Origin of the sequence: Mucilaginibacter terrenus (genome assembly GCF_003432065.1) — a bacterium.
In the GTDB taxonomy this organism is placed as follows: Bacteria; Bacteroidota; Bacteroidia; order Sphingobacteriales; family Sphingobacteriaceae; genus Mucilaginibacter; species Mucilaginibacter terrenus.
Genome location: NZ_QWDE01000001.1, coordinates 453,209 through 476,967 on the forward strand (window position 1 = coordinate 453,209; position 23,759 = coordinate 476,967).

The 23,759-nt window shown below is 43.9% G+C and carries 13 protein-coding genes; 2 read left to right on the plus strand and 11 right to left on the minus strand.

All coding sequences use genetic code 11. The features are described 5' to 3' along the window. Positions 1 to 90: 90 nt before the first annotated feature. The 6 genes from DYU05_RS01905 to DYU05_RS01930 form a co-directional block, all read right to left on the minus strand. Complete coding sequence (locus DYU05_RS01905; protein WP_133300145.1) at positions 91 to 4,266, minus strand: hybrid sensor histidine kinase/response regulator transcription factor; 4,176 nt, start codon at positions 4,264 to 4,266, stop codon at positions 91 to 93. Positions 4,267 to 4,472: 206 nt separating this feature from the next. Further along, positions 4,473 to 4,901, minus strand: coding sequence for an EthD family reductase (locus DYU05_RS01910; protein ID WP_117381293.1), 429 nt, complete (start codon positions 4,899 to 4,901; stop codon positions 4,473 to 4,475). 390 nt (positions 4,902 to 5,291) lie between these two features. Beyond that, positions 5,292 to 5,783 carry a BON domain-containing protein gene (locus tag DYU05_RS01915; RefSeq protein ID WP_133300146.1) on the minus strand — a complete coding sequence of 164 codons (492 nt, stop codon included), beginning with the start codon at positions 5,781 to 5,783 and terminating at the stop codon, positions 5,292 to 5,294. A gap of 69 nt (positions 5,784 to 5,852) precedes the next feature. Then, positions 5,853 to 6,539, minus strand: a complete 687-nt coding sequence (locus DYU05_RS01920) for a YetF domain-containing protein (protein WP_117381295.1) — start codon at positions 6,537 to 6,539, stop codon at positions 5,853 to 5,855. Between the two features lies 1 nt (position 6,540). Then, positions 6,541 to 7,245, minus strand: coding sequence for a DUF421 domain-containing protein (locus DYU05_RS01925; protein ID WP_117381296.1), 705 nt, complete (start codon positions 7,243 to 7,245; stop codon positions 6,541 to 6,543). 53 nt (positions 7,246 to 7,298) lie between these two features. Continuing rightward, entirely contained in the window at positions 7,299 to 8,483 is a 1,185-nt protein-coding gene (locus DYU05_RS01930; protein WP_117381297.1) for a glycosyltransferase family 1 protein, read from the minus strand. A 376-nt stretch (positions 8,484 to 8,859) separates the two neighbouring features. Here DYU05_RS01930 and DYU05_RS01935 point away from each other — a divergent pair, with 376 nt between their 5' ends. Beyond that, entirely contained in the window at positions 8,860 to 11,055 is a 2,196-nt protein-coding gene (locus DYU05_RS01935; protein ID WP_117381298.1) for a family 1 glycosylhydrolase, read from the plus strand. 154 nt (positions 11,056 to 11,209) lie between these two features. Beyond that, positions 11,210 to 11,767 carry a GNAT family N-acetyltransferase gene (locus tag DYU05_RS01940; RefSeq protein WP_117381299.1) on the plus strand — a complete coding sequence of 186 codons (558 nt, stop codon included), beginning with the start codon at positions 11,210 to 11,212 and terminating at the stop codon, positions 11,765 to 11,767. Positions 11,768 to 11,854: 87 nt separating this feature from the next. On the opposite strand, the gene DYU05_RS01945 is transcribed toward DYU05_RS01940, so the two are convergent. The 5 genes from DYU05_RS01945 to DYU05_RS01965 form a co-directional block, all read right to left on the minus strand. Beyond that, on the minus strand, positions 11,855 to 12,730 hold the full coding sequence (locus DYU05_RS01945) for an AraC family transcriptional regulator (RefSeq protein WP_117381300.1): 876 nt from the start codon (positions 12,728 to 12,730) through the stop codon (positions 11,855 to 11,857). A 76-nt stretch (positions 12,731 to 12,806) separates the two neighbouring features. Then, on the minus strand, positions 12,807 to 13,952 hold the full coding sequence (locus DYU05_RS01950) for an IPT/TIG domain-containing protein (RefSeq protein ID WP_117381301.1): 1,146 nt from the start codon (positions 13,950 to 13,952) through the stop codon (positions 12,807 to 12,809). A 20-nt stretch (positions 13,953 to 13,972) separates the two neighbouring features. Beyond that, complete coding sequence (locus tag DYU05_RS01955; protein ID WP_117381302.1) at positions 13,973 to 15,562, minus strand: RagB/SusD family nutrient uptake outer membrane protein; 1,590 nt, start codon at positions 15,560 to 15,562, stop codon at positions 13,973 to 13,975. 18 nt (positions 15,563 to 15,580) lie between these two features. Then, complete coding sequence (locus tag DYU05_RS01960; RefSeq protein WP_117381303.1) at positions 15,581 to 18,748, minus strand: SusC/RagA family TonB-linked outer membrane protein; 3,168 nt, start codon at positions 18,746 to 18,748, stop codon at positions 15,581 to 15,583. An 873-nt stretch (positions 18,749 to 19,621) separates the two neighbouring features. Next, entirely contained in the window at positions 19,622 to 23,743 is a 4,122-nt protein-coding gene (locus tag DYU05_RS01965; protein ID WP_117381304.1) for a hybrid sensor histidine kinase/response regulator transcription factor, read from the minus strand. Positions 23,744 to 23,759 lie beyond the last annotated feature (16 nt).

Below are 23,759 nucleotides of genomic sequence, written 5' to 3' on the forward strand. Positions count from 1 at the left end.
GCGCATTTGAAAAGGGGGTAAACTCGGATTTGTAGCGGGGGTATATCGTAAAAAAAAGCCCTTACCAAGGTGGCAAGGGCTTTTTTTATATTAGGAGTTGCGCCGACTATTGGCTATACTGCGCACGTTTTGGTTGTGATAAGGCTGCCTGAACTTTTTGATATAGTCCGACGGGTTAAGCCCGAAAAGCTTACTGAACTTTTCCCTGAAATATTTTTTATCATTAATGCCCACTTTGTAGGCGGCCTCGGCAACAGAGCAGTCTGTAGTGATCATAAGCTCTGCAGATTTGCGCAGGCGTACAAACCTGATGAACTCATTTGCAGAACTGCCCGATATACATTTAATCTTTTTATAGAAGTTAGAATGGCTCATTCCAATCCTGTCAGCCACATCTTTAATGCAGAAATCTCTGTCTTCAAGATGTTCCTCTACAATTTTGATACACTTCTCTAAAAATTCTTTATAATCAGCTGATATTTTAAAGTCGTTCGTCTTAAAAGTAATCTCGTTATAAAAGTATTTGTGCAGGTTTTCTTTATTCCTTAAAAGACCGTGAACCCTGGCAATTAATACCTCCTTCTCGAAGGGTTTTGTTATGTAATCGTCGGCGCCGCCCTCTATACCTTTCAGCCTTATCTCCGGCAGGGTACTGGCGGTCAATAAAATTACGGGAATATTATTCAGCGCGACATCTTCTTTTACCCGGCTGCACAACTCAATACCGCTTATTCCATCCATCATAACATCGCAAATGATAATGGATGGGATAAGTTTACTTGCCATTTCGAAGCCATCAAGCCCGTTGTCTGCTTCAAATACCTCAAATTCTGCTTGAAAAATTTGTTTTACATACTGCCTTATCTGTAGGTTATCTTCTATGATAAGCATGGTATTTTTGGCTGCCAGCAAAGTATCATAGGTGTTTACCTTTACCGTGTTAATGCTTTCTAAAACAACTGTTTCCGGCTCGTTAAAATCCATCAGTTCATCCAGGAAAACTGATGTTTCCACTACGTCTTCAAATACAAAAGCGCTTCCAAAATGTTCCTTGCCCTTTAGGAGCTCAATTTTAAATGTAGTGCCGTCACCAGGTTTACTTTCATAACTGATTGCCCCTTTGTGGCTGTTTATAAACATTTTTACGAGGTAAAGCCCTATCCCGAAGCCGGGCTGTGACTGCGCTGCGTCCTGTACCTGATAAAACCTGTCGAAAAGCTGATCGCCGGTGCCTGGCGGTATGCCTGCGCCACTATCTTTAATGTAAAGGTTTACGCCTTTTTCATCTTCGGTAAGGGTACAACATACACTGCCACCTTTTGGTGTGAATTTAATTGCATTAGAAAGAAGGTTAAACAGCACAATTTCCATCTTTTCTCTATCCGCGTAAAGTTCTATAGTCTCTAAGCTGCACTCGAGATTGAAATTGATGTTTTTGGTTTTAGCCTGAAAGCTAAAGCAAAGGAAAACTTCGCGGCAAAGATTCACAAAATTAAGCTTAACTACTTTGAGCTTGTCGCCGTCGGTATCTGCCTTTCTGAACAGAAGGAGGTGATCTACCAGGCTAAGTAACCTTCTTGAGTTGCGGTAGATAAGATGCAGGTTGTTGATGTTATCGGTCTCATCGTTATTATTGGCGATCATCTCCTTTACCGGATTTATGATGAGTGTAAGCGGCGTACGAAACTCATGTGATATATTGGTAAAGAATGAAAGCTTCTTTTCTACCAGTTCTTTCTCTTTTTCGGCAGATATATTGGCTATGCGTATTTCGTACTTAAGCCTTGCCTGATTGCTTTTATAGCGAAGGTAATAGTATACCAAAACGGCACCAATAACAAAGTAGCAGAGGTATGCCCACCACGTTTTATACCAGGGCGGCAGTATCACTATTTTTAAAGACGTATAATTATCAAACCATACCCCGTCCTGATTAGCTGCCTTGACCTTAAAATTGTAAGTGCCCGGGTTAAGGTACCGGTAAGTAGCAGACTTTTGGTTTTTTACATAGTTCCAGCTTTTGTCAAGCCCCTCCAGTTGGTACGCAAATTCACTTTTATCAGTATAGGCATAATTTAACGCAGCGTACTGTATAGAGAATACAGACTGATCGGGCTTCAGGGTTATTTGCCTCGCGTCGGCAACTACCTCCGTCAGGATGTTGTCCTTCTTACCAACCTCTACTTCTTTGCCAAATAGCTGAAGGGCTGTAATCACAATATTTGGTTTAAAGCTGCTGGTTTTTACCTGTTGTGGAAAAAAGATGTTGTAGCCTTCGGTACCGCCAAAACAAATAAACTTATCCTTAAGGCTGTACATCACCGCATTAGGGCTAAAGTGGCCGGTTTGTAACCCGTTAGAGGCATCATAGTTGACTATTTTACCGTTAACATCTATTTTGGAGATGCCTTTGTTGGTGCTTGCCCAAATATTGTAATCTTCATCAGGCTGTATAGCATTAATGGTATTGTTGGCCAATCCGTTAGCTTCGGTGATACGGCTCAGGCTTTTTGTTTTAATATCGAAAAAAAGCAGGCCATCGTCTTCTGTGCCGATAAGCAATTTGTTACCAGGATACATCTTCAAAGAATATATTACCCTGCTTGGCAGATATTCAGCCATCTGTTTATCAGCAGAAATATTGGAGAACTTATCTTTAACCCTGTCGTAATACCACAACCCCGAGCCATAAGTGCCTATAAACAAGTTGCCGTCGTTGTCTTCGCAGATAGCCCTAATGTTGTTGCTCCCTAAAGAGCTGTTGCCGTTGTTGTAGTTTATAAAGGTATTTCCATTGCCTGCCATCCGGCTTATGCCACCACCATTTGTACCTATCCACAAGCTATTGTGTGAATCAGGGTATATCACCCTAACATCATTGGAACACAAACTGGCCGGGTTGCCGCCGCTGTGTGTAAAGTTGATGAACTTGTCTGTAGGTTTGTCGTACCTAAACAATCCCTGCTCATACGAGCCAAACCATAGGTTATTCGCGTTGTCTTTTGCCGCGCATAGTATTGCGTTGTTGGTTAACGAGCCGTTTTTGCCGTCGGCATAATAATGCTTTAAAACATCTCCGTTAAGGTTCTTTTTGTAAATGCCGTCTCCATCGCTGCCCAGCCATAACAAACCATCAGCATCAAGGCACATACCGTAGTATCTCAGCAGGCTGGTGCTGTAGCCGCTGGTTTGCTTGGTTTGAAACTTCATAAATTTTTCCGGTACGCTGCTCACCATGTAAATGCCGTCGCCGTAGGTGCCCGCCCAAACGTTATTGTCCTTATCCTGGTATAACGACTGGATTGTCCGCTCGGTAATGTTGTAGTTGTCTTCTGATCTTACCGGTTCTATGCCAATTTTTTCGGGAGTGGTCTTTTGCAGCTCTTGCAGGTCCAGTTTATACAAGCCACCATCCTGCAAACCAATAAGCAGATTTTTTTGGCTGTCTTCTAAAAGCGAATAGAAATAGTTGCTGCGGAGATGATGTTTTGGGCCGTTGATTAAATAAAATTTATTCTCGTTGCGGACGTAATAGGCGAGGCCCTGGCTGGTGCCTATCCAGACATTTTGATTATGATCTTCGCAGATGGCGTTTAAACGCCCGGCTTTTACCCTGCTTGCATCAACTTCCGTTGCTTTACTTAAGATTACGCCGCTTTTTACATGATAAACAGATAATGTGCCACCCTGTTCTGCCAGCCATAACAGCCCGTGCGAATCCTGGAGTGACATACTTATGCTATTGTTGGACATGGCGGGCACGTTGCGCTTGCTAAATTCCTTTATTTGCCGGGTGTTTTTGTTGTAAGAGAACATGCCCAGGTTGTTGCACGAAAACCATAAAGTATTTTTATCAGCAACAGAAATGTGATTAACGCTATTGATGCGGTCAGCCGGATTACCCGTTAAGTAGAATGGGGTAAATTGCTCGGTACTGGTATTAAACTTAAACAAGCCGCGGCGGGTTGATACCCATATTTCTTCCTGCGGATCTTTAAACATCATTTCAAGATAGTTTCCCGGAAGGCCTTCTGGTTTAGTTGGGTCGTACTTGTAAACTTTAAAATTTATGCCATCAAACCGGTTTAGGCCATCTGCGGTAGCAAACCACATAAAACCTTTATTATCTTGTATAATGCTGTTTACAAAACCGAAGGAAAGGCCATCTTTTAGCGAGTACTTTATAACCTTTCTGTTGGGTGTGGTTTGCGCAAAATTGCACATGCTAAGCAATACACCAAGTGCAGTTAGTATAAGTTTTCTCATAAGCGTGGCAGATTTACCCTGGTTTATAAATGTCAAATTAGCATTTATAAACTTTATCGGCAAAATATTTTGTTTTTAAGGCAAAGGCACGTGTATGTTTTACCTTAAACGACAAACTTGATGAGGTTATAAGTGAAGGGGGGTACGAGTGTTAAACCGCGCGCGTTTGTGCAATACATAACCATAAAGCTATGTTATGTACAAGATTATCTTACAACTTCACTTACCAAAATTGTAGGAACTATATCCGTGTAATTGGCAAAATCGGCTCTGATAGCGTCTCTATGTGGACCAACAGCTGATTGATAATCTTTAAGGTTCCTGATGTAAAACGTTCCGATTGCTGCAAAGGGTAATGGTTGATTGGGCATGCCATTGGCCAATCCTTTTTCAATTGTATATTTCACCAGGTTTGATCCAAGAAAACCGGCAACCATAGGCATATGCTTAGTTTCATAATACCCTATATCAAACTTTTTGCCTTCTGCGTATGGGTACATAACCGTTACTTTGATCAAGCCCTTCTCAGCAACAGCCATATTGCGCTCTTTGGTGTCACTATTTTGCTTTTCCTGACTAAATGCGGCATAACCGGATGTTAAAATCAAAAAGGAGATAATGGCTATAATCTTCATATTGCGGCTTTTTATTGGTGAAGTTCGGTTGAAAATTTCAAGCTGACAACCAAATCTTAAACATTAGACAATTTAGATATTTTTCTATATTATCAAGCCTTCAAAGAGTGTCCCAATTAATAAATCCAGGGTGTCCCATCAATTTTTTTAAAAACAGTCAGTAAACGTATAAGTTGCTATTAGTGAAATTGTTATGATTGATAACCTGAAGCTTTTGTACTGTCCCGCAGTGTCCCGCAGTGTCCCGCTTTATTGGCGCAAATGTGTATAAGTCAGGCTTTTAATGATTTAAGGTGTCTCGCTTGTCCCACTTCCTAAGCGGGACACCTGATTGGGAAGTAGGGAATTCTACCGTCGATCCTCTTCGTTATTAAAGCAACAAGCTTCAGGTTATTTTACCTGAAGCTTGTTGTTAATAGTGGGCGGATTCAATTTTCGGATAGCGGTTAAAAGCGGAACTACTTCCGGCTTTGTGATTTTGCCGGACAGGGTTACTTCCGTTTCGCTTACATCAGCTATTACTGTGGGGTACCCCGCTAATATGCTATCTACACCTTGCTTTATGGGGAAAGCGTTAGTTAGCGTAACCGGCGCTATTTGTAACCGGCTAACCACATCTTTTACAACACGTATTCCCTTTATTATTTTTTCTACCTCATCCTTCGACTTTTTTGAAGGGCAGCTTCCTGTAAGCGTTACTCTTTTATCTTCAACAGTGTACTTTACATCGGCAAAATTAACATCTGTTTTAGCTAGTTGGGTGATCTCTGCTTTAATGTCCTTATCGGTGGTGGTACAACCAGCAGACACCATTAAACCCGTAAGTACGAGAATGGCTGATAGACGGGCTGAAGAGGCTTTAAACGCTTTAATTATATTCATAACTTTTGGGTACTCACGCAGGCCTTGTAGTTTTAACAAGGGCTAGTTAAATCCTGATTGGTATTGCGGTTATTCAACCGCAGTAGTCCAATCGTGTGAACCACAGTGCGGACATTTTTCCGGCTTTTCTTCAGTTTTTATAGTTAGTCCGCAATTTTCGCAGGTAGTCAACTCCTGATGATGCTTAAGGCGGTCATTAAACTCTTTGTCCCAATGCGGGAGCAACGTAAGCCCCGGAGTGCTATTCTCCGTGCGGATCAAGGTAAAAGAACCATTTGCCTCCATGAAAAGCCGTTTAACAGTGCCGAGTTGTTTTACCCCTTGTGAACGTAATTGCGCTACCAAACGTTCGCGGGAAACTCTCACCTTTTCCATCCGTTTCAGGTCTATCACGCCATCTTTAACCAGCACATCCATTTTCCCAAGTGCAAACTGCTCAAAGTCTGAGTTGGACATCGCCCTCGCGGAAATCCATCGTTGGATAAAAACTACTACCAGTGCGATTATAAACGCAGGTAAAATGCCGCGATCCGGCGCAGTTAAAGGAATGCCAACAGCAGCAGCCAACGATACCATGGCCACCAATTCGTTGCGGCTTAACAGACCGCTCATGCGTTTGCCCATCAATCGCATAGAAAACAGCAACAGTAAAAAAATAATAATGGACCGTATAACTAACTCTAAAAAAAAGCTTGATGGAACATCGCCAATCAATATGCGTTTCCAGTCTTCTAACTTAATCTGATCTGGCTGCATATTATACTATTGCTTTAATCCAATTATCGTTGCCGCATACCCCGCACCTGGCTACTGTTTGTTCGGGCTGTACGTTGCCGCAATTGGTACAAGCCTGTAGCGGTTTGTTCTCATTTTCGTTATTCCCTGCATGTTGTTGTTTCTCAACAATTTCTGCGTCATCAACATGTAGTATCGGCAAGCCGGGCCTTGGTTCATCAGATTTAAATATGCTGTAAACACCATTTGCCTCCAGGTAAACTCTGTCCAGTTCACCCAAGTTAAATACGTTGAGCTGACGTAGTTGAGAAAATAGCTGGTTGTGAGAAATGCGGTTTATTCTGAGTTCATCCAGCTCAAGCACACCGTTTTTTATAAGCATGCTTAGCTTACCCTGGGTGAAGTCTTCAATTTTAGTGCTTTTGACACCAAGATAACTTACTCCCCTTTGAAGCCAGACCGCGCAGATAAGTAATACAATTCCTTGTAATAAGCCTCTGTCCGGTATTTGCATTGGCACACAAATGATAGCACCGAGCGTAAGCATTACCGCCAGTTCCATAATAGTTAACTGACCGCTCATGCGTTTGCCAAGCCATCTAATAGCGAACAGGAGGGTTACGTAGATAACCAGCGTACGCAAGAACACTTCTAAAAGAAAGATGGGTGGAGCGTTACCTATAAGTATGCGATAGATGTCATCAAAGTGAATGGCCTCTTTTTTCATAACATTTCAATCAAGCTATGCACCTGCATCAAAAACTTAATGTTTGATACGCCTTACTGTGCGATTGATGAATAAGCTTTCCTGTTGATCACTTCTTTTGCTAGATGAAGCATGTTGCTGCAGGTTTTATCCCATGAGTTTTGTTTCAAATGAGAGTCAACTTTGGACAGCCATTTCGCTTTCTGGTTGTTGCTTAATTCCATTTCAGCTGCTTCAATAAATCCTTGTGCATCATTTGCAATGTGCACCAGGCTGTTCTTGCCATAAGGATTTATTACATCCTTAATCGGAGTTGATATAACTGGTTTGCCGCCAGCCAGGTATTCAGGAGTTTTTGTTGGACTGATGAACTTTGTAGATTCGTTCAGCATGAAAGGGATTAGTGCAATGTCCCAGTGTGCCAGGTATTCTGGTAATTGCTGGTAGCTTTTTGGACCAAGGTAATGGATGTTCTTGTTGCGGGGTAGCGTCTCAGGATCAACCTTAACCACCGGGCCTATCAGGCATATTTGCCACTCAGGACGTGCGTTAGCAATATCTCTTATTAATTCAATATCAAAGCGTTCATCAATTACGCCGTAGAAACCAAGTTTCGGTCCGCTGATGTGCGCCTGATCTTCCGGACATTCAGTTATTTCCCTCGCTCTCGCAAAGTGTTCTTTCTCTATACTACTAGGAAAAGCATGTATATTGGCATGCTGATTCTTTTTTGCTTCGTACAAAGAATGACCGCCTGTGAATACTACATCCGCCTTGCTCAGCATTTCTTTTTCAAGATTCTTTAATTCCTCCGGCGCAAACTTAAATGCTGATAATTCGTCCATGCAATCAAATATGATCAGATCAGGAGAGTATTTACGGCTGAAATCAAGCGCCATAGGAGTGTAATACCAAAATGCATATTCAGATAGGTCTTTGTTTTTCATAAACCCGTCGAACATTGATTTTAATATCGTTTTAGTTTCTTCGGCATTAAGGCCAGCCTTAATATGCGGAACCATTAAAACAAGGTTGTTACCCCTTGTGAGGTATTCATAGTATTCATTGTCAGTGGCATCGCAAATTGGTTCTTCAATAAAAAATATGTTAAAAACCTTTGACAGGCGTGTTAGCAGGTGTTGTGGTCGCTGATAAACAAAATCCCAGCGCAGGTGAGAGAAACAGATAAGGTTGGCTGGTAAGGTATTGTAAATGCTCCTTACCTGGTCTTTCTCAGTGTTACTGTTTATAATCTTCATATTCGTTTTGTGTTTATAGAAGATTAGCAAAGCAGATACCGAAATGTGTCTTATTGGAAACAATTTAAATTAATACGATAATAAAAGTTATAAATTAATATAGCATCGTGTTCATTTTCAATGTATTAAATAGGTAATGGCTTTTTACTTCTGGTTTACAGCTCGTTTGTATCCTAAATAAAAGTGAATGAATTAACTACACACCATCCAACATTCCAGACACTTTAAGCTATTTAGAAGATCAATAAGGGTATTTTTTTAACAATTAAGTGGCTGCAGCACTAAAATGCGATGTGATGCTTAACTATTAGATAATAATTTAAATTAATAATCGATTTGGCAATTGTCTTGCTATAGTTTAGGAAAGAGTAGAATTATGGCTTTAGAAAACCCGGTTGATATATGGGGCGGTTTAGAATGTACTATAAACCGCGTTAAAGACGCATATCACGATCAGTTTGAATTTGGGGGGCATTATAAAAGGGAGAATGATATTGATTTGATTGGGTCTTTGGGTATAAAAATGCTCCGGTACCCTGTTCTTTGGGAGAAACACCAACCTGTTAAGAGTGGTGCTATAGATTGGGGCTTTACTGACAGGAAACTAACCCGTTTAAAGGAACTTAATATAGAACCGATAGCCGGATTGGTACACCACGGGAGTGGTCCGCTGCACGTTAACTTTTTTGATGGAAGCTTTGAGGAGGGTGTCGCTAAGTATGCTAAGGCAGTGGCTGAGCGCTTCCCTTGGCTGGAATATTACACACCAGTTAATGAGCCTTTAACTACCGCAAGGTTTTGCGGGCTTTATGGGCATTGGTACCCGCATATGGCAGATGAGCTTAGCTTTTATAAGATACTGCTGAGCGAATGTAAAGCAACCGTAATGGCTATGGCAGCCATACGGAAAATTAACCCTGATGCTAAATTAGTACAAACAGAAGACCTGGGCAAAACTTATAGCACACCATTGCTGCAATACCAGGCAGACTTTGAAAACGAGCGCCGTTGGGCATCATATGAACTTCTATGCGGTACCTTAACACCTGACAAAGTTATGTATCGGCAGATGTTGGCGGTTGGCATACCAGAAAGCGAATTACAGTACTTCCTTGCGAATAATTGCCGGCCGCATGTTGCCGGGTTTAATTACTACATTACCTCGGAAAGGTACCTCGATGAAAAGTTGAACACTTACCCCAACCAGTACCATGGGGGAAATGGGATACATGCGTATGCAGATATTGAAATAGTGAAGGCAGCCACCGAACTTGAATGGGGACCAGATAAACTGCTGAACGAGGCATGGGGACGGCTTGGTTTACCAATGGCAATTACAGAGTGCCATTTACATAGTACGCGCGAGGAGCAGATGCGCTGGTTTCATGAAATGTGGGAAACCGTTAACAGACTTAAAGCAGAGGGGCTGGACATAAGAGCGATTACTGTTTGGGCGATATTTGGCCTGCACGGATGGAACCAACTGGTTACCGAACCTTACGGCGATTATGAGCCCGGCGTTTTCAACTTAAGTTCGGGCTATCCAAGACCGACGGCACTCGCGCGATTGATCAGAGTGCTTACAAAACGTAAAGTTTATTATCACCCTGTTTTGGAAACAGAGGGTTGGTGGAAACGCGGAGACAGGTTGCAATATAGCTTTGACAATATTCTACCTTTAAAGAATATTAAACATATCCCAAAGTGTCAGCCTGTACTTATCATAGGCAAATCGGGCACACTGGGCAATGCTTTCAGTATAGTTTGCGATGAAAGGAACATACACCATTTCTTGTTAAGCAGGGAAGATGTTGATATTACAGACTCTGAAACTGTAGAGCAGATTATTGAAGATTATAACCCATGGGCAATTATAAACGCGACAGGCTACGTAGACGTTGCTGCTGCAGAAGATGATCGTGAGGCTTGTTTCAGATCTAACTACGAAGGCCCTGGGGTATTAGCAGCGCAATGTGCAAAGCACGCTATAAAACTGCTCACTTTTTCTTCCGGGCTTGTTTTTGACGGTGCTAAACAATTACCTTATGTAGAGAGCGACGCTGTTTCTCCGTTGAATGTTTACGGCGAAAGTAAAGCCAGGGGCGAAGAGGTTGTATTAGCTAACAACCCAAATTCCTTAGTTGTGCGCACCTGTAACTTTTTTGGCCCATGGGATGATAGCAGCTTTGTTGCAAAAACAATTACCGACCTTAAAGAAGGCAGGACCGTTGTGGCCGCAAGCGATGTTTTTGTATCGCCTACTTACGTGCCCGATCTTATACATATCAGCCTGGATTTGATGCTTGATAACGAGAATGGCGTATACCATGTTGCCAGCACCGGACGTATTACCTGGGCCGAACTCGCTTTTAAAATAGCAGAGATGACCGGCCTGGATGCTAGCCTGATAAAACCAACCCCACTTAAACAGATGAACTTGAAGGTAAGAATGCCGAAAAGCAACGTATTGCAGAGTGAAAAAGGCGTAAAACTACCTACTCTTGAAAGTGCCTTGCGGCATTATGTAGATGTCACCGGAAACAGCTACCTGGGCAATATAATGGCTGTTTAAGATTCAACACAATGGCGGATTTCTCCGCCTTAAGCACTTTTGTTATTTTTGGCGTAATATAATTAGTTTAGTGATGCTTGCCGTGCCTTAAACACTGAACAAAGAAGATACTATAGATGTTAAAGGATTTCAACCCGCTTGATCTTAAAGCAACATGATTAAATTAGAATACTTCACACCGAATGATTTTCAGTTGCTGATAGACTGGATAAACAACGAAGATTTGCTGATGAACTGGGCGGGTACACAGTTTCGTTTTCCGCTTACGCCTGATAAACTGAACTGGTACATAGAGGACGCTAATGATTTCAATGATTCTGACGTTATGATCTATAAAGCTGTTGATGAAGAGAGCGGCAAGACGGTAGGCCATGTCTCATTAACTGCCTTGAACCGCCGCAACAGGTCTGCACGTATTACCAGGGTGCTTGTAGGCAATACCGGAGAGCGGGGGAGAGGCCTGGGCGAACAGATTACCCGGGCTGTTATGAAAATCGGATTTGAAGATTTCCATCTCCACCGGATGAGCCTTGGCGTTTACGATTTCAACCAGCCTGCTATACGTTGCTATAAAAAATGCGGCTTTCAGGTGGATGGCGTGCTGCGCGACATCAGCCGGCAGGGTGATACGTTTTGGAGCCTGATGGAAATGAGCATACTCGAAAACGAATGGCGCGAGCTCAATCAACATGAAGAAATAACAACTTTGTAACTAAGTCCTTTCCAAAACAATAAATAGCTTTCGATAACTAAAAAGCCCCGCTGCATTATGCAGCGGGGCTTTTATTTGATGTCCTGTCTACACAAAAACGCGATTGTCGGTATAGGTTTCTCTGAACACTTTTGGGTTGCAGCTTTTCTTTCTTTTAAATATCCGGTTAAAGTTAGATATGTTGTTGAAGCCGCATTTGTAAGCGATTTCGGCAACGGTTGCCGTGCTGTCTATCAGTAATCGCGACGCATGGCCAAGCCTTATCTCGTTTAGGCTGTCTATGAACGTTTTACCGGTACGCCTTTTTATAAACCTGCTGAAACTTGCTTCGGGCATATTCGCTATCCGCGACACTTCCGCAAGGGTTACCGGGCGGGTGTAGTTGCTGTTAAGATAATCAAACACTTTTTGTACGCGCCTGCTGTTGCTGTTCAGCCTGTCGCTGCTAAAGCTCCATTCAGAGAGTGTGCGGGTATCCGGCGCCACAGATAGGTGGTGCAATATGGTAAGCAGCTCCAGTACCGATAAAAATCCGTTCTTCTTGTCAAGTTCCAATAGCCGGTCCTTTACCGTATTAATCACCTCAGGCGTGAACGTTATACCCCTGAGCGACTTGTCAAGCATGCTTTTCACAAAGTTCATCTGGTTGCGGCTCAGAAATTTCTCGTCAAATAAATCGCGGTGAAACTGTATGGTCACCTCAATTATTTCTGTACTGGTGCAATCATGATCAAACCAGGCATGGTAAAGGTTTGGCCCGATAAGTACAAGGTCCACATCTCCGATAGTTTCTATATTACCGCCTACAACACGTTTGGCGCCGCTTGCATTAATAAGCAGGTTAAGCTCATATTCATCATGATAATGCAACGGGAAATCAAACTTTGTTTTTACCCTGTTGAATATGGTAAAACAGTCGTTTGGGGTAAGCGGAGTTATCTCATGCATTACATTGTTAGGCATATCTGCTGGAAGTGTTTACGTGCTTAAAAATCAAAGCCGCCGCGCCGGCAAATACCGGCGCCGCAGCAATGAATTCTTATATAAAACCAAGGTCATCTACATAGAAGGTGCTTGGTGCAGCTACACCAAGTGTTTGGAAGGTAATCTCGCTTATAGTAGCAGGGCTGCCTACAGCGCTAAGCGGGATGGTGTAATCGGTATATGCGCCCGGCTTTAACTCAATAGGGTAGGCCGCGCCATAGTTACCGTTTATCACCAGTTGCACACGGTCGCCCGCCTTGATCGCGTTGCCGCCGTAAACAGATACCTTAAGGCTTGTAAGCCCCTTTTCGGTAACGCTTAAGGTAGCACCTCCGTAACCCAGCTGCAAAGCGCCATAGCCGTTATCAACTGTTACGGCAATTGCGTTAGGGCCGCGTTTAGGGTGTTCGGTACTGGCGTAATTACGTGTACTGCCATAGCCGTCGTAACCTCCGTTACCCTGGCCGCCCCAGCCGGCAGAAAGTGCATCGCCGTAAATAACATATTTAAAGCCGTATGATGCTGCCGACTTTGTAGTGCCGCCCGGTGTGGTTACATAAATGTAGCTTTGTACAATGCCAGCTGGTACTTTTACCTGAATTTGCGTTGGGGTAGGTGTACCTACGATTTCGGCAGGGGTATCATCAAACTTAACTGCGGTAACACCATCGAACACGGTTCCCTTGATGGTAATAATGTCGCCCGTGCTGGCTGCCAGCGGATCAAAGCTGGTGATAGTCGGCGGTGGCTGCGCTATAGAGAAGTTGAAGTCTACCGTGCCGTATTTAGTTACTACCGTTAACTTGTTAGCCTGGCTGGGCCCGAAAGGCGTACCGTTAGGTATGGTAATAATAATCACCTTGTCTGTAACCAGCGCAGGGTTAAAGTATACCGACGAGCCGTTGAAAGATACCGAAGTGGTTGTTAACAGGTTCTCGCCAATAATTGCGTATTGGTTGTTCAGCTTACCTTCTGCAACTGTAGAGTCAAATGCCACAACCGTGCGGTCGTCATAAACGCTGCTAGAGTCTAAGGTAATGCGGTGTACTACGCCCACAATGGTGTCGGCCTTACTAACCGTGCGCACACGGCTTATGGTTGGCGCGCCCTTGCCGCCTTCAGGCTGGTCTTTTTTGCAGGCCGCAAATCCGAATACCATCAATGCCGATAGTACCCAGAAGTATGTTTTTATATTTTTCATTTTATAATGATTCTTAAAAATTATTTAAATACATAGGCTACCGGCGCTTCTTTCAGCTTAGGATTTGCTGCTACTTCCGTGGTAGGGTAAGGAAACAGGAACCCATCAGCAGGAATTGGTATCTTTTGTGAATACACCACCGGCGGCGTGTCATTACTGTAGGTGCCACGCTCCTGGTTATCAATAATTGCTTTGGCAAGCGGGTGGCTGGCAACGTTAAAGCCATCCAGGCGGCCAAGGTCAAACCAGTAATCTCCTTCAATAGCCAGTTCTATGCGGCGCTCGTGGAAGATGTCGTTTTTCGTGATGCTCGGCAGCGGGTTTAGGCCTGCGCGTTGCCTTACTTTGTTAAACGGTACCAGCGCGGCAGGGTCTGCAGTGCTGGAGTTACTGCCTAATACAGCTTCGGCCTCTATCAGCAGTACCTCTGCATAACGCATCAGGTAGGTGTTGTTACCGGTTGATTGGGCGCCACCTTTACCACCGTTATCAGCAGGGGTACCTGTCACATATTTTTTAATTCCGGCCCGCGTATTTTGCGAGTTCACATCGGTAGGTACGGTAAAGCCGCCGCCTGCCTGGTTCAGTTCAGGGTATTTATCGCCGGCAAGCATTATAGTACCGTGCAGGCGTTTGTCGCCCGGTTCGTAAGCTGTTTGCAGGTCAATTGTGGGGCCAATAACCGAGTAGCCGTCGCCGGTACCCGTAATGATAGAGTTAATGGCGAATGATGCCTGCATGGAGTTACCATGGCCGTAAGGCGCACCTGCAGCCCATTGTAAAGCAGCTACAGATTCCTCGTTGTTGTTGCTGGCTGTCTCAAACAGGTCGGTATAGGTTTTACCCGCTACGTCAACACCGTAGAGTTTAAACTCGCCGCTGTTTATGACCTTTTCTGCAGCAGCGCGCGCTTCGGCATATTTTTGCTGGTACAGGTATACTTTAGAAAGCATTGCCGTTGCCGAGCCGCTTGATACATGCCCCTGCGCTACAGAACTGCCGCTGCGTACCATCTTGTTGCAATTGGCTTCTGCAAACTGCAGGTCGCGCTCAATAAACTTGTACACATCAGCAACGGGGTTGGTATTTATCTGGAAGTTGTTTACGTAATCAAGGCTATTCTCAATAATTGGCACATTGCCAAATAACCTCACCAGGTAAAAGTATGCCAGGCCACGCATGAAGTGCGCTTCGCCAAGCGCGTTGTTAACTACTGAAGAAGGGACTGATGCAGATACCTTTGAAGGCAGGTTGTTAATAAGCGCGTTAGACTGCGCTATCACAGTAAATAGCGATACCCAGGCGTTATTAAGCTCGGTATTATCACCCGTTACCGAGAAGTTGCCAAAAGCAACCACGTCGCTGGAATAGGTGCGCGCGTTTCCGCTGGAAAGCTCGGTAATTGCCCACGCGGCCTTATTGTTCCAGCTAAACCATACGTTATTATACAGGCCGTTGGTGCTTGATTGTACCTGGTCTGCAGTTTGATAAAAGTTATCAAGCGTTATGGCATCCTCTGGTGCTTTATTAAAGAATTCCTTTTTGCAGCTGGTAGCGGTAATGCAGGTCATCACAGCTAAACCACCTAAATATTTTATATATTTTTTCATTGTTTGCTTATTAATTGATTAAAACTCAGCATTGATACCAAATGTAACGGTGCGGGCAGATGGGTACCTGCCTATATCTACGTTGGATAGCAGCGGGTTTTGATTTTGTAAGCCAATTTCCGGGTCGTAACCTTTGTAACCAGTGAAGGTGTACAGGTTTTGGCCGCTTACATACATCCTTAAGCGGTTAAGCTTAACCTTACGAATGATTTTTGACGGGAAGTTATAACCCAACTGCACGTTTTGTACCCTCAGGTAAGTAGCGCTGTGTATAAACCTGTCAGAGATCTGCAGGTTGGCATTATCTGTACCACCCCTTGGTGCCGGAATGTCTGACGTAGGGTTTGTCGGGCTCCAGAAGTTTGCTTCGGCAGCGTACTGGTTCTGGTAAAGGTTAGCCAGGCCGCCCAGCGTACGGTCAAGCAGGCTCAGGATCTTGCCACCTTGCTGGCCTTGCAGGAATATGCTTACGTCAAAAGCTTTATAGTTGAACGTGTTGGTAAAACCAAAGGTGAAGTTTGGCTGCGGGCTGCCCAGTGATTCCTGGTCATTAGCGTCCACCTTGCCATCACCGTTAATGTCTTCATACTGCACATCGCCCAGCCAGGTACGTTTGTTGCCCAGGTTGGGGTCGTTAGATACCGGGTAGCCGAACTGGATAGGGGCATTGCGCAGCTGCTCATCGGTTTTAAATACGCCTTTAACACGGTAGCCATAAAACTCGCCGAGCGGGCCGCCAACAACGGTTCGGGTAATAGGCAAGCTCAGGAAACCATTGGTAACGCTTTGAATAAGCTGAGGCAAGCCGTTAGCCAGAGAGATAACCTCGTTTTTGTAGCGGGATACAATTAAAGTGGTGTTCCACTTAAAATCTTTACCGGTGATGTTGTGTGAGTTTAAAGAAAGATCAAAACCTTTGTTTACTATACCACCTGCGTTAACATACGGCGGCGCTATACCGCCCAGGTAATCCGGCCCGCCTACCAGGTATGATGGTAGCGGCAACTGGAACAGGAATTTGCTGGCTTTACGATGGAAGTAATCAAAAGAGCCATCTATACGGTAGTTAAACAAGCTAAAATCTATACCGGCGTTATATTCTATTTGGTGTTGCCAGGTAAGATCGGGATTGGCGATACGTGCCACCAGGAAGCCTGTACCCAAACCCGTGATGGTTGGATTTAACTGCGAACCAAAAGAGTAAGGGGCAATACCTTCGTTACCCAATTGGCCATAACCTAACCGGATCTTGATATTATCGGCAACGGATTTAATAGGTGCCATGAACGATTCGTCAGACAGTCTCCAGGATGCAGCGAACGATGGGAAATAGCCCCTTTGATGGCCTGGCGCAAAGTTTGAAGAAACGTCTGTACGGATGGTGGCCGTTACGCTGTATTTGTTGTTGAAGGTGTAGATACCACGCGCAAACTGCGATTCCAGGTTGTGTGGCGCACTCTTGCGCTCGTCTACCACGGCGGTTGTTGCAGTACCCAGGTTAAGGGTTGGTACGTTGCCGCCCAAATCGTTCGTCAGGAAGCCTGATATGGTACCGCGGGTGTAACCCCAGCGCGAAGAAGAAAGCTCATAACCCAATAAAGCGGTAAGCGCGTGTTTTTGCGCGAAAGTGTGGTTATAAGTGATGTATTCCTTAACGTTATAAAAGCTATTGGTGTTCTGCTGCTCCTGCAGGGTTGCTGTAGGGTTGCTAAAGCGGCCGTATGAGTAGCTTGGATTAAACAGGTTGTTGTTAGAGAAACCAAAATCGCCGCCGGCTTCTGTACGAGCTGTAAGGCCCGGTGCAAAGCGTATCTCTGCATAAAAGTTACCGTTAAGGTTGTTACGGTTAAGCAGGTTAGAAATGCTTAGCGCCTGCTGTACAGGGTTAAGGATACCGCCCACTGCGTCAGGCGTGTTTGGCGGACCTGCGAAGGTACCATCAGCATTGTAAACTGCAACGTCTGGCGCTTGCAGCAAGGCATTGTAAATAATACCGCCGTTATCGCTGTAAACAATGTTCTCGGTAGATCGGCTACCGGAAAGTGTCAAACCTGCACGAAACCAGTCCTTGATCTGGGCATCGATATTTGAACGGAAAGAGTAACGTTTAAAGTTTGAACCGATAGCGATACCATCCTGATCAAAATATCCGCCTGAAACGTAATAATTGATACCTTCTTTACCACCTGATAAAGATAATTGATGGCTTTGCTGGTAAGCAGTACGAAAGATAGCACGCTGCCAGTCGGTACCTGGCCCAAGCAGGGTAGGGTCGGCAAATTCGCCGCGGCGGCCTGTGCCGTATACATCTGCCAGAGAATTTTGCAGAGATGCGTATTGAGGCAGCTTCATTAAATCCAAATACTTTTGCGGCTGTTGGAAACCTGCATAGCCATCGTAGCTAATGCGCGACGTTCCGCTGCGGCCTTTTTTAGTGGTGATGATGATAACACCGTTTGATGCGCGGTTACCGTAAATAGCAGCGGCTGATGCATCCTTAAGGATGTCGATGCTCTCTATATCGCTTGGGTTAAGCAATGCCAGCGGGCTTGGAGAATTTTGGCCGTTATTAGCGTTAAGTGCAACACCACCGTTAGCACCGGCCGAACCCGAAATCGGCACACCATCTATAACGTAAAGTGGTTCTGCAGCGCCAAACGACGAGATACCTCGGATGTGTACCGATGTTTGACTGCCCGGCGCGCCGGTATTTTGCGTTACGGTAACACCTGCCGCTTTACCCTGCAGTAACTGATCTACACTGGACTGCGGGATGTTGGCAATATCAGAAGCTTTTACCGATGATACCGCGCCGTTTACATCCTGGCGCCTTTGCGTGCCATAACCGATAGCTACCACGTTAACATCTGAGAGGGAAGTTGTTCCCGATTTTAAAGTAACGTTAATTGATGTACGGCCGCCGATAGTAATCTCCTGGCGCTCCATACCGATAAATGAATAAACCAGCACCCTGCCGGTTGCCGGTACATTAATGCTGTACTTACCGTTGATGTCGGTAATGGCGTTAGCCTGCGCATCTTTAACGGCAACGGTTACCCCGGGAAGGGTAACGCCCTTGTCGTCGGACACGGTTCCTGTGACCACTGTGCTGCCGGTTTGTGCCATGCCCTTGGCGCAAACAAAAAAGAAGGCAAACAGCAGTGCTATTCGTAGAATTTTCCTCATAATGGTTTAATTGGTTATTGATTGATTGTTATATTGATTTTACAGCATAAATGGTTACCTGCCTGGTTCCTTAAAGCACTTCAGCAGGTGCAAGCATTGAGACAGCAAAGCGGCCTTTCAGCATTATTCAAAAATTGTTAACTGGTGTAATTGGTTTATAACTTACTGCTCAGGGTAATTAACTGATGCGATAAGGATTATATAGAGGTTAAAATTATATCTCAATTTTTAACCGGTTGTGGCTAAATAGGGGTACAAATGTCAACCCATCATAAATTACTGATTGTCAATACGTAAAACTATGTTTAAGCTTTAATGTGCCGCCTTTTGTTACAATTGTGTACCTATTTCTATTGATGAATACCTTATAAAGTGAAGAAATAGTATCAAACAATATGGGAGTACTGACGAGTAAACAGCTGCCGGGAACATTCTTTTGCCCAAGGTAAATAGTGCTGTGCTTAAACGGCACAGTTACTGATGAAAAGGATATGACACATCGGCTTAATCACCATTGCTTAAACGGCTGTGATTAATATGTGGTTTTTGAAGGTTTAAGAATACAGATGCTTGCTGAAACTTGGAAGAAGTTCCATTTTGCGAGGAGTATTATAGCTGAATGTCAGCTACCAATTGACATGATCTTGTCAGCACAACAAGTGTAACAGGGTGTAACACCGGAAAAGCAACAATCATGTAAGTGGTTGAAAACGAGTTATTTGTATAAATGATAATTTTACCAAACTGTATCATGCTTCCAAAAACTGTAACATGAGATTTCGTTAACATCTTGATTAACAATAATTAAGGTGTTTTTAGAGCCGGAAAAGTGTATCAGGTGTAACACATCATTGTGTTACAGTTTGCCGGGGTTTAAGATTCGTTAAATTGCTCAGCATACCTGGAGGGTATAGTGTTGAACTCCGCTTTAAAGGTTTTTACAAAGTACTTCTGGCTTTTAAAGCCAACCTTATTACAAATCTGCGATATAGTAAGGTGACCGGTCTCTAAAAGCTGCGCAGCACGTTTAAGACGCATCTGGCGCACCAGTTCGTTAGGGGTTTTGCCGGTCATCTGTAGTATCTTCTTGTACAGGGTATAGCGGCTCACAAACATCTCGCCGCTCAACTCTTCTACCGAAAAGCCCGGATTGGAGATGTTGTTATCTATCAGTAGTAACACCTTTTTGATGAACAGCTCGTCGGGCGAATCTACATGCATTTCAGTAGGAGTAACCTCAACCTGTTTTTGATAGGTTTTGCGCATGCTTTCCTGCTGGCTCAGGATGTTCTTTATTTTGGATACGAGTATCTCAAAGTTAAAGGGTTTGGTCATGTAATCGCTGGCGCCGGTTTCCAATCCTTTCAATTGCTGCTCTTCGCCTGCCATAGCCGTTAGCAATATAACGGGTATATGGCTGGTACGCGGATCGGTCTTAATCTTGCGGCAGAGGTCAATGCCGTTCATCTCTGGCATGGTTATATCGCTTACCACGAGGTTAGGGTGCTGAGCCAAAGCCTTTTGCCAGCCCTTTTTGCCGTTATCAGCTTCAATAATATTAAAAGCGTCTTTAAGGTTATCCTTTATATAAAAGCGGAAGTCGTCGTTGTCCTCAACCAATAAAACGGTTGGCATCCGGGTGTCTCTGGTATCTTTTAGGCGAGCTGTTGTTTTAGGGTTAGCATTAGGTAGTTCATCCTTTTCGTGTTCAATAGTGTGCGTAGTGTCTGTGAACAGAATATCGTCTAACTGTTGCATAGGAAGTATCACGGTGAAGCAGCTGCCCTGGCCAGGTTCGCTTTCCACCGTTATCTCCCCGCCATGAAGCCGCACGAACTCTTTGGTGATGGATAGGCCTATGCCGCTGCCCTGGTTCAGCATACTCCCTGGCAGATCATTCTGGAAGAATGGCTCAAATATCTTATCTATTTTGTCGAATTGAATGCCAATGCCGGTATCCATTATTCTGATTTCCAAAGCGGTGTCGTCTTCTTGTTCAACCAGGCTAAGCAGCACACTTACCTGCCCACCCGAGTGGGTGAACTTATAAGCGTTTGACAAAAGGTTAAACAGTATACGCTCAATCTTGTCATGATCGAAGTTGATGTAGAACTCCTCTATCTCTGTATCGAACACAAAGTCGATGCTTTTTTGCTCCGCGACGTCTGTAAAAGAACAGGAGAGGTCTCTTATAAAGCTCACGATATCTCCGGAGCGTTTATGGAGTTTAAGCTCCTGGTGCTCCATCTTTCTGAAATCGAGTAGCTGATTTACAAGGTTAAGCAACCGCTTGGCATTGCGGTTAACAAGCAAAAGCTGGCTTTTTACCTCTGGATCTTTTGCTTGTTTCACTATCCTGTCAACCGGTGCCATAATCAGCGACAAAGGTGTACGAAACTCATGGCTTACGTTTGTAAAGAACTTGATTTTCATCAGGTCAAGTTCATGCAGGCGCTGGGTTTCTTCGCGTTCTTTCTCCAGTAAGAATTGCGTACGTAGTTTAGCTATGCCACGCCGCCTTATATATAACAAAACCACGGTAAAAGCCAGCGCGTATAGTATATAAGCCCAGGTTGTTTTCCAAAATGGAGGTAATATGGTAACATGTAGTGTAATCTCTTTACTTGTCCAAAAGCCAGGGTTAGAAGCACGTACTTTAAAGGCATAGTCGCCGGCATCAAGATTTGTGTAGGTTGCCTTACGGGTGAGGTTATCTGCGGCAATCCAATCCTTGTTAAAGCCATCCATGGTGTACTCAAACTTAACCTTATCCGGATCAAAGTAATAAAGTGCAGCAAACTCTACAGAAAACACGTTTTCGTTATATTTTAGTTCTATCTGCTTAGCGTCCGTAATTGAGCTGGTCAGTATAGCAGTTCCGTTAATCTTTTCTCCAACTGCAAGGCTTTTATTAAACACTTGTAGATCCGTAAACACCAGCTGAGGTACGCGTTTGCTAGTGCGTAAATCTTCCGGACGAAAAATGTTGAAACCATTTCCGCCTCCAAATATTAGCTCCCCGCTACGGGTTTTGTAAGAGGAGTAAGGCGTAAACTCACGTCCTTGTAAACCATCTTTCTCGTTGTAATTGATGAACTGGAACTTCAGCGCAGCAGATTGCCTGTTTACAATGATGTTAGACAAGCCATTAGGGGTGCTTACCCAAATGTTGTGCGCCTTGTCTTCCAGAATATCCAAAACGGTATTATCAGGCAGCCCGTCCTTTCTGGTGAGGTTAGTAAACTTACCGGAGGCAGGATCAAATATGCTTAATCCTTCACGTGTGCTCACCCAAATTAAACCTCGGCCATCGGCCAGGATGTTGTTGGTCCAGTTATTTATAATGCTCGATGGATCTTTATCGTCATGTATATAATGAGAAAATTGCCCCGTTTTTCTATTCAATACATCGATACCATAGGAGGTTACTATCCATATGTTGTTGTGCTTGTCTTCTAGTAATGCCGGAATGTAATTGGAATGGATAGAATTAGAGGAGCCTGGCGTAGGAATGTAATGTGTAAACTTACCTGTCTTCCGATTCAGCATGTTCAATCCGCCGGATAGCGTGCCTACCCACAAGTTGTGGTCAGTGTCTTCCAATATCGACCATATTCTATCGTCAGATAAACTAGTTTTATCCGACTGGCTGTGGCGGTAGTGTTTAAATACTTTTCCATCAAAACAGTCCAAACCGCCAAAGTAGGTCCCGATCCATAGCTTTTGCTCATGATCCAGGTACATGCTAGCAATTACATTGTTGGTTAAGCTGTTTGGATCAGCCGCATTGTGGAGGTATTTTTTGAACTTATTTTTTTTACGATCGAAGTACATCAGGCCGCCGCCGTTTGTCCCTAGCCACAGGTTTCCATTTTTGTCTTCCACAAATTTGTTTACATCGCTAAAGCTTAAGCTTCCGGGGTCTGACAAGTGATGCGTATAAAGCGGGAACTTGATAATACTTTCATGATAATAGCTAACTCCTCTCTTGTAGGTGCCTACCCAAATAATGCCTGTATCATCTTTATAAAGCAGTACTATGCTATTTTGGCCAACAGTTTTATTGTCGTCTTCCCTATTTAACAGGTATTTGATGCTGAAATCCTGTTTGTTCAGCAGGTTTATTCCGCCATGATCTGTAGCTATCCAGATGTTGTTTTTATTGTCCTGAACAACATTAGCCACAACGTTTGTATTTAAGCTTTCAGGGGTTATTCCTTTATCCAGGTGTTTGAACGTTTTCTGATCCCTGCTTAAATAATATACCCCGTTGGAGTATGACGGCACAAAGGCCCATACATCATCTTGTTTATCAATAAAAACTTTATAGCCGCTGTTTAACCCAATCGGCAGCTCGGGCAACTTCCTGCGGTAATCTACTTTGTGATTAAAGCCGTTGAGCCGCTCCAATACTCCCTGGTTATAAACCAGCCATATATGCCCTTTAGAGTCTACCGACAGATCAGAAACGGTATTGCTGTAGATAGCATTGCTACCCGCGGCTATGTGTATGGTCTTCGCCGTAGCGGGATTGTACTTGTAAATACCGGTAACCGAATTTAAAAACCAATAATTACCCGCCCGGTCTTTTTTGATCCTGGTTATATTTTGGGGCGGGATTTTTAACAATCTTAAAGCTTTGCCTATGTCATGGCTAAACTTTTCTGTGCGCGGATCGTAAATGTTGTAGCCCGTGCGTGTTCCTATCCATAAGGTGTTATTTGGTCCTTCAGATATCGATTCAATAAAATCATCGTTCAGGCTTGTGCTGTCTCCCTGTATGTGTTTGAAGGTCCTGAACTTGTAGCCATCGTAACGGTTTAAGCCAGAAACAGTACCAAACCACATAAAGCCTTTGCTGTCCTTTAATATACTGTTTACCTGATTATGAGACAGCCCGCTGCTTATATCCAGTTTTGAGAACTGATACTCGTTATTTTGTCCGAACAATTTAGCCGACAAAATGAGCAGAAGCAGTAGTAAAGGTGTCTTCATCAAACGGCGGAAAGCC

What these genes read in the sequence shown, in the direction of transcription:
- DYU05_RS01960 (WP_117381303.1), bottom strand. Translation starts at nt 18,748, where the DNA reads ATGAGGAAAATTCTACGAATAGCACTGCTGTTTGCCTTCTTTTTTGTT.
- DYU05_RS01925 (WP_117381296.1), bottom strand. Translation starts at nt 7,245, where the DNA reads ATGAAAAAAGAGGCCATTCACTTTGATGACATCTATCGCATACTTATA.
- DYU05_RS01910 (WP_117381293.1), bottom strand. Translation starts at nt 4,901, where the DNA reads ATGAAGATTATAGCCATTATCTCCTTTTTGATTTTAACATCCGGTTAT.
- DYU05_RS01905 (WP_133300145.1), bottom strand. Translation starts at nt 4,266, where the DNA reads ATGAGAAAACTTATACTAACTGCACTTGGTGTATTGCTTAGCATGTGC.
- DYU05_RS01935 (WP_117381298.1), top strand. Translation starts at nt 8,860, where the DNA reads ATGGCTTTAGAAAACCCGGTTGATATATGGGGCGGTTTAGAATGTACT.
- DYU05_RS01930 (WP_117381297.1), bottom strand. Translation starts at nt 8,483, where the DNA reads ATGAAGATTATAAACAGTAACACTGAGAAAGACCAGGTAAGGAGCATT.
- DYU05_RS01915 (WP_133300146.1), bottom strand. Translation starts at nt 5,783, where the DNA reads ATGAATATAATTAAAGCGTTTAAAGCCTCTTCAGCCCGTCTATCAGCC.
- DYU05_RS01955 (WP_117381302.1), bottom strand. Translation starts at nt 15,562, where the DNA reads ATGAAAAAATATATAAAATATTTAGGTGGTTTAGCTGTGATGACCTGC.
- DYU05_RS01950 (WP_117381301.1), bottom strand. Translation starts at nt 13,952, where the DNA reads ATGAAAAATATAAAAACATACTTCTGGGTACTATCGGCATTGATGGTA.
- DYU05_RS01920 (WP_117381295.1), bottom strand. Translation starts at nt 6,539, where the DNA reads ATGCAGCCAGATCAGATTAAGTTAGAAGACTGGAAACGCATATTGATT.
- DYU05_RS01940 (WP_117381299.1), top strand. Translation starts at nt 11,210, where the DNA reads ATGATTAAATTAGAATACTTCACACCGAATGATTTTCAGTTGCTGATA.
- DYU05_RS01945 (WP_117381300.1), bottom strand. Translation starts at nt 12,730, where the DNA reads ATGCCTAACAATGTAATGCATGAGATAACTCCGCTTACCCCAAACGAC.
- DYU05_RS01965 (WP_117381304.1), bottom strand. Translation starts at nt 23,743, where the DNA reads ATGAAGACACCTTTACTACTGCTTCTGCTCATTTTGTCGGCTAAATTG.